13 protein-coding genes and 1 riboswitch are annotated in these 13,133 nt (G+C 72.2%); of the genes, 4 read left to right on the top strand and 9 right to left on the bottom strand.

Going from position 1 to position 13,133, the window contains the following annotated elements:
* The first annotated feature begins 81 nt into the window (after nucleotides 1-81).
* The 3 genes from D1J63_RS30950 to D1J63_RS30940 are packed head-to-tail and all read left to right on the top strand — an operon-like array spanning nucleotide 82 to nucleotide 2,401.
* The gene (locus D1J63_RS30950; RefSeq protein ID WP_241235710.1) at nucleotides 82-855 is read left to right on the top strand and encodes an ABC transporter permease; all 774 of its coding nucleotides are present in this window, start codon (nucleotides 82-84) and stop codon (nucleotides 853-855) included.
* A gap of 26 nt (nucleotides 856-881) precedes the next feature.
* Entirely contained in the window at nucleotides 882-1,955 is a 1,074-nt protein-coding gene (locus D1J63_RS30945) for an ABC transporter ATP-binding protein (protein ID WP_125635941.1), read from the top strand.
* A 26-nt stretch (nucleotides 1,956-1,981) separates the two neighbouring features.
* On the top strand, nucleotides 1,982-2,401 hold the full coding sequence (locus tag D1J63_RS30940; protein WP_125633356.1) for a TOBE domain-containing protein: 420 nt from the start codon (nucleotides 1,982-1,984) through the stop codon (nucleotides 2,399-2,401).
* A gap of 63 nt (nucleotides 2,402-2,464) precedes the next feature.
* Here the strand turns inward: D1J63_RS30940 and gcvP are convergent, their stop codons facing one another.
* The gene (gcvP, locus tag D1J63_RS30935; RefSeq protein WP_125633354.1) at nucleotides 2,465-5,350 is read right to left on the bottom strand and encodes an aminomethyl-transferring glycine dehydrogenase; all 2,886 of its coding nucleotides are present in this window, start codon (nucleotides 5,348-5,350) and stop codon (nucleotides 2,465-2,467) included.
* A gap of 177 nt (nucleotides 5,351-5,527) precedes the next feature.
* Nucleotides 5,528-5,623, bottom strand: a riboswitch (glycine riboswitch).
* A gap of 150 nt (nucleotides 5,624-5,773) precedes the next feature.
* On the opposite strand from gcvP, the gene D1J63_RS30930 reads away from it, so the two are divergent.
* A complete protein-coding gene (locus tag D1J63_RS30930; RefSeq protein ID WP_176155696.1) occupies nucleotides 5,774-6,151 on the top strand; it encodes a PRC-barrel domain-containing protein in 378 nt (125 codons plus the stop codon).
* A 27-nt stretch (nucleotides 6,152-6,178) separates the two neighbouring features.
* On the opposite strand, the gene D1J63_RS30925 is transcribed toward D1J63_RS30930, so the two are convergent.
* The 8 genes from D1J63_RS30925 to D1J63_RS30885 form a co-directional block, all read right to left on the bottom strand.
* A complete protein-coding gene (locus D1J63_RS30925) occupies nucleotides 6,179-7,597 on the bottom strand; it encodes a DNA polymerase IV (RefSeq protein ID WP_125633350.1) in 1,419 nt (472 codons plus the stop codon).
* 89 nt (nucleotides 7,598-7,686) lie between these two features.
* Nucleotides 7,687-8,373 carry a MerR family transcriptional regulator gene (locus D1J63_RS30920; protein ID WP_176155694.1) on the bottom strand — a complete coding sequence of 229 codons (687 nt, stop codon included), beginning with the start codon at nucleotides 8,371-8,373 and terminating at the stop codon, nucleotides 7,687-7,689.
* 185 nt (nucleotides 8,374-8,558) lie between these two features.
* Nucleotides 8,559-9,032, bottom strand: coding sequence for a bifunctional nuclease family protein (locus tag D1J63_RS30915; protein WP_102928911.1), 474 nt, complete (start codon nucleotides 9,030-9,032; stop codon nucleotides 8,559-8,561).
* Between the two features lie 129 nt (nucleotides 9,033-9,161).
* A complete protein-coding gene (locus tag D1J63_RS30910) occupies nucleotides 9,162-9,902 on the bottom strand; it encodes a MerR family transcriptional regulator (RefSeq protein WP_102928912.1) in 741 nt (246 codons plus the stop codon).
* Nucleotides 9,903-9,945: 43 nt separating this feature from the next.
* The gene (locus D1J63_RS30905; protein ID WP_164713051.1) at nucleotides 9,946-10,884 is read right to left on the bottom strand and encodes an FHA domain-containing protein; all 939 of its coding nucleotides are present in this window, start codon (nucleotides 10,882-10,884) and stop codon (nucleotides 9,946-9,948) included.
* A gap of 61 nt (nucleotides 10,885-10,945) precedes the next feature.
* The gene (locus D1J63_RS30895) at nucleotides 10,946-11,803 is read right to left on the bottom strand and encodes a DUF881 domain-containing protein (RefSeq protein ID WP_125633346.1); all 858 of its coding nucleotides are present in this window, start codon (nucleotides 11,801-11,803) and stop codon (nucleotides 10,946-10,948) included.
* 5 nt (nucleotides 11,804-11,808) lie between these two features.
* Nucleotides 11,809-12,141 carry a small basic family protein gene (locus D1J63_RS30890; protein ID WP_003977440.1) on the bottom strand — a complete coding sequence of 111 codons (333 nt, stop codon included), beginning with the start codon at nucleotides 12,139-12,141 and terminating at the stop codon, nucleotides 11,809-11,811.
* Nucleotides 12,138-13,034 (bottom strand): DUF881 domain-containing protein, encoded by an 897-nt coding sequence (locus tag D1J63_RS30885; RefSeq protein ID WP_176155693.1) that lies wholly within the window; start codon nucleotides 13,032-13,034, stop codon nucleotides 12,138-12,140. The genes D1J63_RS30890 and D1J63_RS30885 overlap by 4 nt, the downstream gene beginning before the upstream one ends.
* Nucleotides 13,035-13,133 lie beyond the last annotated feature (99 nt).

Raw genomic sequence — 13,133 nt, 5'->3', positions numbered from 1 at the left:
AAGTCCACCGGAACGACGCCCACGCCCCCCGGCGCCGACCTGGTGACCGCCGGGCCGCGCCGCCCCCGGCACCGGGGACGCATGGTGCCGGTGCCGCTGCTGGTGCCCGCCCTGATCGGCCTGGCGTTCCTGCTGCTGCCGCTGCTCGCCCTGGTGGTCCGCGCCCCGTGGAGCGGACTGCCGGATCAGCTGAGCAGCCCGGAGGTGTGGCAGGCGCTGCGCCTGTCGCTGCTGTGCGCGACGTCCGCGACCGTGCTGAGCCTGCTCGTCGGCGTGCCCCTGGCCTGGCTGCTGGCCCGTACCGACTTCCCCGGCCGGGGCTTCGTCCGCGCCCTGGTGACGCTGCCGCTGGTGCTGCCGCCGGTGGTGGGCGGCGTCGCGCTCCTCCTGGCGTTCGGGCGCAACGGGGTCGTCGGACAGTGGCTGGACGCGTGGTTCGGGATCACGCTGCCGTTCACGACGACGGGCGTGGTACTCGCGGAGACGTTCGTGGCGATGCCGTTCCTGGTCATCAGCGTGGAGGGCACCCTGCGCGCCGCCGACCCGCGCTACGAGGAGGCCGCCACGACGCTGGGCGCCTCCCGCTTCACCGCGTTCCGCCGGGTGACCCTGCCGCTGATCGCGCCGGGCATCGCGGCGGGCGCCGTGCTGGCCTGGGCGCGGGCGCTCGGCGAGTTCGGGGCGACGATCACCTTCGCGGGCAACTTCCCCGGCCGGACCCAGACCATGCCGCTGGCCGTCTACCTGGCCCTGCAGAACGACCCGGCGGCGGCGATCGCCCTCAGCCTGGTGCTGCTGGCCGTCTCCATCGCCGTACTGGCCGGGCTGCGGGACCGCTGGATGAGTGCGTCATGACCGACACCGGTGAACGGAAGGCCGCCATGGACTGCCCCGCCCCCGACGGCCACCGGCCCGGGGAAGGCCTCGACGCCCGGCTCGTCGTGGCACGCGGCGCCTTCCGCCTGGACGTCGCCCTCACCGCCGCGCCCGGCGAGGTCGTGGCCCTGCTGGGTCCCAACGGCGCGGGCAAGACCACCGCCCTGCGCGCGCTCGCCGGTCTGGTCCCGCTCGCCGACGGTCATCTGCGCCTCGACGGCGCCGAGCTGGACCGTACGCCGCCGGAGTCCCGCCCGGTCGGGGTGGTCTTCCAGGACTACCTGCTCTTCCCGCACCTGACCGCCCTCGACAACGTCGCGTTCGGGCCGCGCTGCCGGGGTGCGGGCAAGGCGGAGGCCCGGGCGCGGGCTGCCGTGTGGCTGGACCGGATGGGCCTGGCCGCGCACGCGGGCACCAAGCCGCGCCGCCTCTCCGGCGGTCAGGCCCAGCGCGTCGCCCTCGCCCGCGCGCTGGCCACCGGCCCCCGGCTGCTCCTGCTGGACGAGCCGCTCGCGGCCCTCGACGCCCGGACCCGGCTGGAGGTGCGCGCCCGGCTCCGCCGCCATCTCGCCGAGTTCGAGGCCGTCGCCGTACTGGTCACGCACGACCCGCTGGACGCCATGGTGCTGGCCGACCGCCTGGTGGTGGTCGAGGACGGCGCGGTCGTCCAGGAGGGCGCCCCCGCCGACATCGCCCGCCGGCCCCGCACGGACTACATCGCCCAGCTGGTCGGCCTGAACCTCTACCGGGGGCGGGCCGAGGGCCACACCGTGCGGCTCGACGCCGGCCCCGGCATCACCACGACGGAGGAGCTGTCCGGTCCCGTCTTCGTGGCCTTCCCGCCGAGCGCCGTGACGCTGTACGACGAGCGTCCCGCCGGTTCCAGCGCCCGCAACCTCTGGCAGTGCGAGGTCGCGGGCCTGGAGAGCCACGGCGACCAGATCCGCGTGGACCTCACGGGTGAACTCCCGCTCGCCGCCGACCTCACCACGGTCGCCGCGGCCGAGCTGGGCCTCCATCCGGGCGCCCGGGTGTGGGCGGCGGTCAAGGCGACGCAGACCCACGCGTACCCGGCGTGACGCCTGCGCCGGGCTACGGTGCCCCCATGAGCCTGAGCATCCGCAACCAGCTCCCCGGCACCGTCACCGCTGTCACCCCGGGCGAGGCCATGGCGACGGTCCGGGTCCGTCTCTCCGGCGGCCAGGACCTCACCGCGGCCATCACCCGGGAGGCCGCCGACGATCTCGGCCTGAGCCCCGGAACGGCCGTCCGCGGCCTGGTGAAGTCGACGGAGATCTCCCTGGCCACCGGCCCGACCGCCGGCCTCTCGATCCGCAACCGGCTGCCCGGCACGGTCACCCGCCTCGTGGTCGGCGACGTCATGGCGGTCGCGCACATCGCCATGGTGGACGCCGAACTCACCGCCGTGATCACCAAGGAGGCGGCCGAGGAGCTGGGCCTCTTCGTGGGTTCCGACGTCATCGCGCTCGTCAAGTCCACCGAGGTGGCGCTCGCCACGGCCTAGCCGGCCCGGCAACGGCGGAGCCCCGCCCCCGAGGACGGGGGCGGGGCTCCGGGCGCGGACGGCTCAGTCCTCGTACGCGTCCAGCGGCGGGCAGGAGCAGACGAGGTTCCGGTCGCCGTAGGCCTGGTCGATGCGGCGCACCGGCGGCCAGTACTTGTCGGCGGCGGAGACCCCGGCCGGGAAGACGGCCTCCTCGCGCGTGTACGCGTGGTCCCAGTCGCCGCCGAGCGCGCCGGCGGTGTGCGGGGCGCCGCGCAGCGGGTTGTCGTCGGCGGGCCAGGCGCCGGAACCGACCTTCTCGATCTCCGCGCGGATGGCGATCATCGCCTCGCAGAACCGGTCCAGCTCGGCCAGGTCCTCGGACTCGGTCGGCTCGATCATCAGCGTGCCGGCCACCGGGAAGGACATCGTCGGCGCGTGGAAGCCGTAGTCGATCAGCCGCTTGGCGACGTCGTCGACGCTCACGCCGGTCGCCTTGGTCAGCGGGCGCAGGTCGATGATGCACTCGTGCGCGACCAGACCGCCCGGGCCGGTGTACAGCACGGGGAAGTGCGGCTCCAGGCGCTTGGCGATGTAGTTGGCGGACAGCACGGCCACCTGCGTGGCCCGCTTGAGGCCCTCGCCGCCCATCAGACGGACGTACGACCACGAGATCGGCAGGATGCCCGCTGAGCCCCACGGCGCCGCCGAGATCGGCCCGACGCCGGTCTGCGGCCCGGCCGCGGGCTGCAGCGGGTGGTTGGGCAGGTACGGCGCCAGGTGCGACCGCACGCCCACGGGGCCCACGCCGGGGCCGCCGCCGCCGTGCGGGATGCAGAAGGTCTTGTGCAGGTTCAGGTGGGAGACGTCGCCGCCGAAGTGGCCGGGCTTGGCGAGGCCGACCAGGGCGTTGAGGTTGGCGCCGTCCACGTAGACCTGGCCGCCCGCGTCGTGCACCTGCGCGCAGATGTCGGCGACGTGCTCCTCGAACACGCCGTGCGTGGAGGGGTACGTGATCATCAGCACGGCCAGCTCGTCGCGGTGCTTCTCGATCTTGGCGCGGAGGTCCTCGACGTCGATCTCGCCGTCCTCGGCGGTCTTGACGACGACGACCTTCATGCCGGCCATCACGGCGCTGGCGGCGTTGGTGCCGTGCGCGGAGGACGGGATGAGGCACACGGTGCGCTGCTCGTCGCCGTTGGCCCGGTGGTAGCCGCGTACGGCGAGCAGGCCCGCGAACTCGCCCTGGGAGCCGGCGTTGGGCTGGAGCGAGACCTTGTCGTACCCGGTGACCTCGGCGAGCCTCTCCTCCAGCTCACGGATGAGGGTGAGGTAGCCCTGCGCCTGCCCGGCGGGCGCGAAGGGGTGCAGCGCGCCGAACTCGGGCCAGGTGACCGGCTCCATCTCGGTGGTCGCGTTGAGCTTCATGGTGCAGGAGCCCAGCGGGATCATGCCGCGGTCCAGCGCGTAGTCCCGGTCGGCGAGGCGGCGCAGGTAGCGCAGCATCGCGGTCTCGGAGCGGTGCTGGTGGAAGACGGGGTGGGTCAGGAAGTCGTCGGTGCGCAGCAGCGCCTCGGGCAGCGTGTCCCCGGCCTCCGCGTCCAGCGTCTCGACGTCGCCCTCGACGCCGAACGCGTTCCACACGCCGCCCACCTGGGCCCGCGTGGTGGTCTCGTCGCAGGCGAAGGAGACGTGGTCGGCGTCGACGAGCCGCAGGTTGATGCCGTTCTCGCGGGCGGCGTGCACGATGGCGTCGGCCCGGCCGGGCACCCGCGCGGTGACGGTGTCGAAGTAGGCACCGTGGACGATCTCGACGCCGCCGGCGGCGAGACCGGCCGCGGTGATCGTGGCGTACCGGTGGGTGCGCCGCGCGATGGCCCGCAGGCCCTCAGGGCCGTGGTAGACGGCGTACATGCCGGCCATGACGGCGAGCAGCACCTGCGCGGTGCAGATGTTGCTGGTGGCCTTCTCGCGGCGGATGTGCTGCTCGCGGGTCTGCAGGGCCAGGCGGTAGGCCTTGTTGCCGTCGGCGTCCACGGAGACGCCGACCAGACGGCCGGGGAGGCTGCGGGCGAACTTCTCGTGCACCGCCATGTAGCCGGCGTGCGGTCCACCGAAGCCCATCGGCACGCCGAAGCGCTGGGTGGTGCCCACGGCGATGTCCGCGCCCAGCTCGCCGGGCGAGGTGAGCAGCGTGAGGGCGAGCAGGTCGGCGGCGACGGTGACGAGCGCGCCGAGCTCGTGCGCCCGGTCGATCACCGGCTTGATGTCGCGGACGGCTCCGGAGGCGCCCGGGTACTGGATGAGGACGCCGTTGATCTCGCGCTCGGCGATCTCGGCCGGGATGCCCCCGCTCAGGTCGGCGACGACGACCTCGACGCCGGTCGGCTCGGCGCGGGTCTGTATCACGGCGACGGTCTGCGGCAGGGCGTCCGCGTCGACCAGGAAGAGGCCCTTCTTGTTCTTGCCCATGCGCCGGGACAGCGCCATCGCCTCGGCGGCGGCGGTGCCCTCGTCGAGCAGCGAGGCGCCGGAGGTGGGCAGGCCGGTCAGCTCGGCGACCATCGTCTGGAAGTTCAGCAGGGCCTCGAGCCGGCCCTGGGAGATCTCCGGCTGGTAGGGCGTGTACGCCGTGTACCAGGACGGGTTCTCCATGACGTTGCGCAGGATGACCGGCGGGGTGAAGGTCCCGTAGTAGCCGAGGCCGATCATGGAGTCGAGGACCTGGTTGCGGTCGGCCAGGGAGCGCAGCTCGGCCAGCACCTCGGCCTCGGAGCGCGCGCCCGGCAGGTCGAGCCGGTCGGCGTTCTTGATCACATCCGGCACCGCGGCGGCCGTCAGTTCGTCGAGCGAACCGTAACCGACCTGCGCGAGCATCTTGGCCCGGGCCTCGTGGTCGGGGCCGATGTGGCGCTGCTCGAAGGGCATGGCCCGTTCGAGCTCGGAGAGCGGAGTGCGGTGGGCGGTCATTGCGGAGGCCTCCTGGTCTGACGACCTTCGAGGGGCACCACGGCGCGGGTACCCGGACGGCCTCCCCCTCTGTCATCTCAACCTGAGAGCTTCACCGGGCGAGCCCTGGGGCTCTCCCGGCTTTCACCGTCGGTGAGAGCGGAAGCCGTCGACACCCGCCCTGCTTTCCAGAGTGACCTCGTCCGTGCGGTACGTGAGCCTGAGAGATTCCGGGGAGGATTTGCTCCTTCGGCGCCTCCGGTGGTGTCCGGAGGACTCTCCCGCGCGGGGTCAGCGGCCGTTTGCCAGCGTACCAGCGAGGCACCCGCCCGACTCTCGAGTGGCCGACCGGCCACTTGTGCTCTTTTGTAGTACTTACGGATGATTAGGCGGCTGGTGTGCGACCCCAGTGCGGCCCAGTGGTGCGATCAAGTGGAGGGCCCCGTGCGTACTGACATCGATCCGCGGAACCTGATCGGCCGCAAGGCGTTCGACCGCGACGGCACGAGGATCGGCACCGTGGACGAGGTGTACCTCGACGATGCCACCGGCGTGCCCGAGTGGGCGGCGATACGCACCGGCCTCTTCAGCCGGGACGCCTTCGTCCCCCTGGAGCCCAGCGAGCTGGTCGACGGCACCCTGCGCGTGCCCTTCGACCGCTCCCTGATCAAGGAGGCGCCGGACTTCGGCGTCGGCCGGCACCTCTCGCCGGAACAGGAGCTCCAGCTCTACCACCACTACGGCCTGGACGTGGCCGCCTCTCCCCCGCCGCCCGACCACGACTTCGGCAAGCTGGCCGGCAAGGGCAAGGACGACGGCTGACGCACCGCCCGCGCCATCCGGGCCCCCTTACCCGGCCGCCCGTCTCGCGGCCCCGTCCGCACCGGCTCCGCCACCGGGCCGGCGGTCGGGATCCCCGCTCGGTCTTCGCACCTCGGGGGCGACCAGCGGCAGCGGGTCCGCCGGGACCAGATCGGGGTCGTCCACCGGGAAGGTCCGCACCCGGCCGACCTCGGAGTACGGCGTCTCGAACCGGACGGTGACCCGGCCGAGTCCGCTGCCCTGCACCCACCCGTGCCCCAGCTCCGCATGGCGTACGTCGTGCCCCGCGGGCCACCGGCGCTCCGCGGGCGAGGGGCTGTGCTGCTCGACCGGCACGGTCTCGGGCTCCTCGGCCGGTTCCTCGGGGCGGTCCCCCGCCGCCTGGGCGAACAGGTCCTCCTGCGTGTAGTCGGCGAGGCCGCTCACCCCCACCCCGAGCAGCCGCACGCCGCCCGTGGTGTCCACCGAGTCCAGCAGTCTCGCGGCGGCCTCCCGGATCACCGCCGGGTCGTCGGTGGGCCCGCGCAGCGTCTCGGAGCGCGTCAGCGTCGAGAAGTCGTATCTGCGGACCTTGAGCACGATCGTCCGCCCGGACAGCCCGGAGGCGCGCAGCCGCCGCACGCAGCGGTCCGCCAACCGTCCCACCTCCACGCCGACCCGCACCCGGTCGTGGATGTCCACGTCGTAGGTGTCCTCGACCGACACCGACTTGGTCTCCCGCTCGGCCACCACCGGCCGCTCGTCCCGCGCCAGTGCCATGGCGTACAGCGCGTGGCCGTGTGCCTTGCCCAGCAGCCGCACCAGCTCGTCCTCGCCGGCCTCGGCGATCTCGCCGACTGTGGTGATCCCCGCCCGGCGCAGGTGGTCCCCCGTGGCCGGTCCCACCCCGGGGAGCGTCCGCACGGTCATCGGCTCCAGCATGGCCCGCTCCGTCCCCGGCGGGATGAGGACCAGTCCGTCGGGCTTGGCCTCCTCCGAGGCGATCTTGGCGAGCATTTTGGAGGCGGCGAGCCCGACGGAGCCGGTGAGGCCCGTGACGGCGCGGATGTCCGCACGCAGTTTCGTCCCGGCGAGCCGCGCCGACGCCGCGTCCCAGGCCGTCCGGCCGGCCTCCAGGTCCACGAAGGCCTCGTCCAGGCTCAGCGGCTCCACCAGGGGCGACAGCTCCCGCAGCAGCCGCATGACCTGCTCGCTGATCGACCGGTAGAGCTCGAAGCGGGGAACGAGATAGGCGGCGTGGGGAGCGAGCCGGCGCGCCTGGCCCATGGGCATCGCGGAGTGCACCCCGAACACCCGCGCCTCGTACGAGCAGGTGGCGACCACGCCGCGGGGCCCGAGGCCGCCCACGACGACAGCTTTCCCGCGCAGGCTCGGCTTGGACGCCTGCTCCACCGAGGCGAAGAAGGCATCCATGTCGAGATGCAGGATCGTGGGCGCGGTTCTCACATCTCCGATGCTGCCCTACGCCACTGACAATGCCGCCGCCACCCGCGGGAGGAGGCCCCGCCGGAAGAGATCGGTGCGCGCGGCGGCGTTCAGACCGCCCGGTTGTTGCGCCGCCGGGCCAGTTCGTCGGCCGGATTGTGCCCGACCAGGGTCTCGCCGGTGTCGATCCGCTCCCCGTGCAGTTGGGACAGCGCGCTCTCCACGTCCCGCCACACCACTCCGACGGCGATCCCGAAGATGCCCTGGCCGCCCTGGAGCAGTGCGTGCACCTCGTCGGGAGAGGTGCACTCGTAGACCGTGGCGCCGTCGCTCATCAGCGTCATCCGCTCCAGGTCGCGAAAGCCCCGCTCCCTGAGGTGCTGGACGGCGGTGCGGATGTTCTGCAGCGACACCCCGGTGTCGAGGAAGCGCTTGACGATCTTCAGCACGACCACGTCGCGGAAGCTGTACAACCGCTGCGTTCCGGATCCGTGCGCGGGCCGCACACTGGGCTCGACGAGGCTCGTGCGGGCCCAGTAGTCGAGTTGCCTGTAGGTGATGCCCGCGGCCGCGCAGGCCGTCGGCCCGCGATAGCCGATCTGCTCGGACGCCATGGACGTCGCCCCTCCGCTGGTCGGCACCGCTGCCGGTCGCTGCGGACCGGGATCGGCCGCGCCACCGTGATGGGCGTGGCTCGCGCCTGCGCGAAGCCGGGAGCCCGGGGGAGGGTACGGACCGCCTGCCCCGAGGCTGTGCCCGGGGCCACCCCCAACCGTACCGTCGCCGCTGGTTCTCACGCCGACCTCCGTCCTTGACCTGCCTCCTCGAAGGTAGGCAGTCACCAAGGGTGCGTCAACGATCGCCACACTCGGCACGCCGAGTGATAATCACCTTACGAGTGGTTTCCCGTGCCCAGTTCCGGGAAAGGCTAGTCGGATGTGCCCGTGCAGGGCCGCGCGCAGCCGCGGACCCGCACCCGTCCTCACTGGTTGCTGCTTCCGAAGTCCTCGGGCGAGATCTGGTCGAGGAACTCGCGGAACTTCTCCACCTCGTCCTCCTGCTCGTCCGGAATCGAGATGCCGGCGTCGTCCAGCAGCGTCTCGCTGCCGTAGATCGGCGTGCCGGTGCGCAGGGCCAGCGCTATGGCGTCGGACGGCCTGGCACTCACCTCGACCCCGCTCGCGAAGACCAGCTCGGCGTAGAAGACGTTGTCCCGCAGGTCGGTGATGCGGACTTCCGTGAGCTCCTGCCCGACCGCTTCCAGCACGTCCTTGAACAGGTCGTGGGTCAGCGGACGTGCGGGAGCCATGCCCTGCTGGGCGAAGGCGATCGCCGTCGCCTCCCCCGGTCCGATCCAGATGGGAAGGTAACGGTCGCCGCCCACCTCGCGCAGCAGCACGATCGGCTGGTTGGAGGGCATCTCGACCCGGACACCTACGACATCGAGCTCGTTCACACAGCAACCCTAGGCCGTGTTCGGGACGTTTGGGTAGTCGGGCCGGGCTCGGGTGGGCGATCCGGGTCCGGTTCGGGGCGATCCGCGTCCGGACCGGGCGGGCGGCCCGGATGCTCGGCCCCGCCCGTTTCAGGGCAGCCGCACGCCCAGGGCGGTCTGCACCAGCGCCGCGTGCAGCCTCACCGCGAGACCCGCCAGCTCCTTGGTGCGGTCTTCCGCATGCGCCCTGGTCTGCGGGTTGCGATGCCGCTTCAGCGGGGCCACGACCTGCTCCACGAGCCCGGCCTCCCGGTCGGCGGCGGCCTTCATCACCCGCAGGTGCCGGGGCTCGATCCCGAACCGTCCCAGCTGCACCACCAGCGACGCCACGGTGACCGCCTCGGCGTCGTACGCCCCGTCGGCCAGCGGGGCGAGGAGTCCGTACGACTCCCACTCCGCCAGCTCCTGGTCGCCGATCCCGGCCGTGGCGAGCAGCTCGTCACGGCCGATCCTGGCCACCGTCGGGCTCTCGGCCGGCTCCGGTACCGCCGCCTCGCCCTCCCGCTGACGGCCGACCCGGGGCAGGGACACCGCCTCACCGCGCTCCACGGCGTCCAGGTGCTCGCGGATCACCTTGAGCGGCAGATAGTGGTCCCGCTGCATGCGCAGCACCTCGCCGAGGCGCTCGACGTCGTGCGCGCTGAACTTGCGATACCCGGCCGGGGTCCGCCGCGGCTCGACGAGCCCCTCCGACTCCAGGAACCGGATCTTGGAGATGGTGATGTCGGGGAACTCGTCACGCAGCGCGTTCAGCACTGCGCCGATGCTCATCAGCCCACTGTCCGTGGCGACGGCGCCTTGCCCGGCGCCGCCGCTCGGTGTTTGAAACATGGACCTTCCCTGGAGGTTCCCCGGGCGGGCGGCCCGGGGGCGGTCAGTAACCCCGCTGGCTCGCGTAGAACACCAGCCGGTACTTGCCGATCTGCACCTCGTCACCGTTGGACAGGGCGACCTGGTCGATGCGCTCCCGGTTGACGTACGTGCCGTTCAGACTGCCGACGTCGGCGACCGTGAACGAACCGTCCGGGCTGCGGCGGAACTCCACGTGTCGGCGCGAGACCGTCACGTCGTCCAGGAAGATGTCGCTCTGCGGATGCCGTCCGGCGGTGGTCAGCTCGCCGTCCAGCAGGAAGCGGCTGCCCGAGTTCGGCCCCCGGCGCACGACCAGGAGCGCGGAGCCCAGCGGCAGCGCGTCCACGGCCGCCTGCGCCTCGGGAGACAGCGCCGGCATCGCCGTCTGGCCGGTGGCCTCGGCGTCGTAGGCCTCCAGACCGGAGATGGAGATCGTGGAGGTCGTCTCGGACGCGCGCTCCGGGACCGCGCCGGCCCGCAGTGGAGCGCCGCAGTTGGAGCAGAAGCGGCTGTTCTCCGCATTGCGGTTGCCGCACCTCGTACACACCAGGGCCGCCATGGACGGATCCTCCTGCCGCGCCTGCCCCGCCGGGGCGTTCGACGCGTACGGGTCGGGGTGGAAGCCTCCACCCGCACCCGGGGCCGAGGGCTGGCCGAAACCTATGCCGCCGGACTGAGCAGGGTCAACAGACGGCGCGCCGGGACCACCCACCTGGTCCCGGAACATCGGGCGCGAGCCCTCCGCGTCGGGCTGTGCGCGATGGCGGGCGGTCGCGTTCTCGCCGCCGCCCTCTCGCGCGCTCTTGCCGAACAACTTCGCAAACAACTTCACGGGCGATTCCCCTTGACCGAAACAGACCCGCCCGTGGGGCAGGACGAACCCTTGCTGAACGCACTGACCGACCCGGACACCTTCACAACGTCCGTCTCCACCAGACAGTTTCCACCACGCACCACCCAATCGGTGCGCCGACCCCCCGCAACCTCATGCCCTCGCCGGACGCCCCCCATGCACCGCCGGTTCACTGGGAGGACGACCGAGCGTAGTCAGGCCGCTTCGCCGCTCGCAAGGCGTCCACGACGATCTTGCTCGACCGCTCAACGGTAACGGTGGCCTGTTCCTTCTCCAGAGTCTGCACCACTCCTCCAGGAATGTTGAGAGCCGGTTCGAGGTCCTGCGGCTTGCCGATGACCTGGAAACGATAGGGCGCGTTGATCTTGTTCCCGTCGACGCTGACGGAGTTGTCGGCCTCGGCGAAGTACGTGCCGGCGACGACCCGTACGCCGTTCACCTGGATCGCCTCCGCGCCCGCGGCGCGCAGCTCCTGGATCGCGTCGAGCAGCATGTCCGCCTCGACCGTCCCCTTCGTGTCCTCGATGGTCACCGTGATGCCGGGCCCCTGCGCGGCCACGGTGCCCGCGAGAATGCCCAGTTGCCGCTCCTTCTCCAGCGTCTGCTTGCGGGCCTCTTCCGCCTGGTCGGAGCTGTTCTCCAGCTCGTCGCGCTGCTTCTCGAGGCCCTGCTTCTCGTCTTCAAGACGCTGAGTCCGGTCGTCCAGTTCATCGAGGATGCGGACCAGATCCTCCTGGCGGGCGCCCCGCAGCGCGCTGTCGCTGTCACTGTTGGACGCCACCTGGACCGCGAGGCCGAAACCGAGCCCGAACAGGAGCAGGGCGACGATGAGTTGGGCCCGGGTGAGGCGCGGCGGCCACAGCCCCTTCAGGAGCCGCTGTCTGCCGGTCACCCCGTTCCGCTCCCCCTGCGCGTCCTGCGGCGGATCGCCCGCCGGGGCGTCCGCGCCGGCCTGTGCCGCCGGCGCCACCTCCTCGGGCAGCTCCCTGCGCAGCCGGTTGGCGTTCTGCTCGTCGTGCTCGCTCATCGGCCTCACGCCCGGAAGACGTGCCGGCGGATCGCCGCGGCGTTGGAGAAGATGCGGATGCCGAGGACCACCACGACACCGGTGGACAGCTGGGCGCCGACGCCCAGCTTGTCGCCCAGGAACACGATCAGCGCGGCGACGACGACGTTCGACAGGAACGACACCACGAAGACCTTGTCGTCGAAGATCCCGTCGAGCATGGCCCGCAGACCGCCGAAGACGGCGTCCAGCGCCGCCACGACGGCGATCGGAAGATACGGCTCCACGGCCGCCGGCACCTCGGGCCGGACCAGCAATCCGGCCACGACTCCCACGACGAGGCCCAGTACGGCGATCACGATGTGCCCTTCTCGGTTATCGGCTGTGCTGTACGTACGATCAGACTCGGTGCGGCCGGCAGCTCGAGGTCGTCCGCGACGGAGATGGCGGTCCGGATGCCGTAGCTCTCCTGCAGCGCGTGCAGATACAGCCCGTCGGCGCTGTCCTGGAACGCGGCGCTCAGCCGCTCACCGTCCCCCACCGCGAGCACCGTGTACGGCGGCACCAGCGGCCTGTTGTCGACCAGTATCGCGTCACCCGCGGCCCTGATCGCCGACAGCGCCGTCAGACGCTGCCCGTTGATGGAGATCGCCTCGGCGCCCGACTCCCACAGCCCGTTGACCACGCGCTGCATGTCCCGGTCCCGTACCCGGCCCGTGTCGGAGAAGCCCGAGGTGCCGCGCGGCTTCCCGTCGGCGCCGGCGCCCACGTCCTTGGCGTCGTCGACCACGAGCTTCACACCCGGGCCGTGCACCTCGACCGCGCCCGCCAGGACTCCCACCAGGTCGGACCGGTCGCCCTCGCCGCTCTTCTCCAGCGCCTCGCGCCGGCGCGCGTTCACGTCGTCGCGCAGTTCGTCGACGCTCTTCTCCAGCTTGTCGGCCGCCGAGGTCTCCCCCTCTATGCGGTCGACGAGCTCCTCACGTTCCTTCGCCACGACGGGCGCGGCGACCCGTGCCTGGGCCGCCCCGACCGTCACGACCAGGGCCGCGAGCACCAGGCCGACCGCGAGGCCCAGCTTGGCGCGGAGTGTCTTGGGCAGTCCGCCGCTGCCGTCGGCCTTCTTCCGCGCGGCGGCCTCGGCATAGCCGTCGTCGAGGCTGTGGTCCATGACGTTGGTGAGCAACGACATGGACGCGTCCGGACGCGCGGGCCGCGTGGATGTGCTCCGAACGGGGGGTGGCTGCGGCATGCCGCACATCGTCGCACGCCACCGCCACTACCTCCGAATGGCCCCACCGGCGTGCCGGACAGGCCCCCTTGGGGACACTTGTCCGGCACGCGCGCGTGC

It is taken from the genome of Streptomyces sp. KPB2, assembly GCF_003950055.1.
Lineage (GTDB): Bacteria > Actinomycetota > Actinomycetes > Streptomycetales > Streptomycetaceae > Streptomyces > Streptomyces salinarius.
This window is presented reverse-complemented; position numbering and strand designations above follow the sequence as displayed.

Coding starts and splice junctions, on each gene's coding strand:
- D1J63_RS30950 (WP_241235710.1), top strand. CDS start 82: ATGGTGCCGGTGCCGCTGCTGGTGCCCGCCCTGATCGGCCTGGCGTTC.
- D1J63_RS30945 (WP_125635941.1), top strand. CDS start 882: ATGGACTGCCCCGCCCCCGACGGCCACCGGCCCGGGGAAGGCCTCGAC.
- D1J63_RS30940 (WP_125633356.1), top strand. CDS start 1,982: ATGAGCCTGAGCATCCGCAACCAGCTCCCCGGCACCGTCACCGCTGTC.
- gcvP (WP_125633354.1), bottom strand. CDS start 5,350: ATGACCGCCCACCGCACTCCGCTCTCCGAGCTCGAACGGGCCATGCCC.
- D1J63_RS30910 (WP_102928912.1), bottom strand. CDS start 9,902: ATGTTTCAAACACCGAGCGGCGGCGCCGGGCAAGGCGCCGTCGCCACG.
- D1J63_RS30895 (WP_125633346.1), bottom strand. CDS start 11,803: ATGAGCGAGCACGACGAGCAGAACGCCAACCGGCTGCGCAGGGAGCTG.
- D1J63_RS30885 (WP_176155693.1), bottom strand. CDS start 13,034: ATGCCGCAGCCACCCCCCGTTCGGAGCACATCCACGCGGCCCGCGCGT.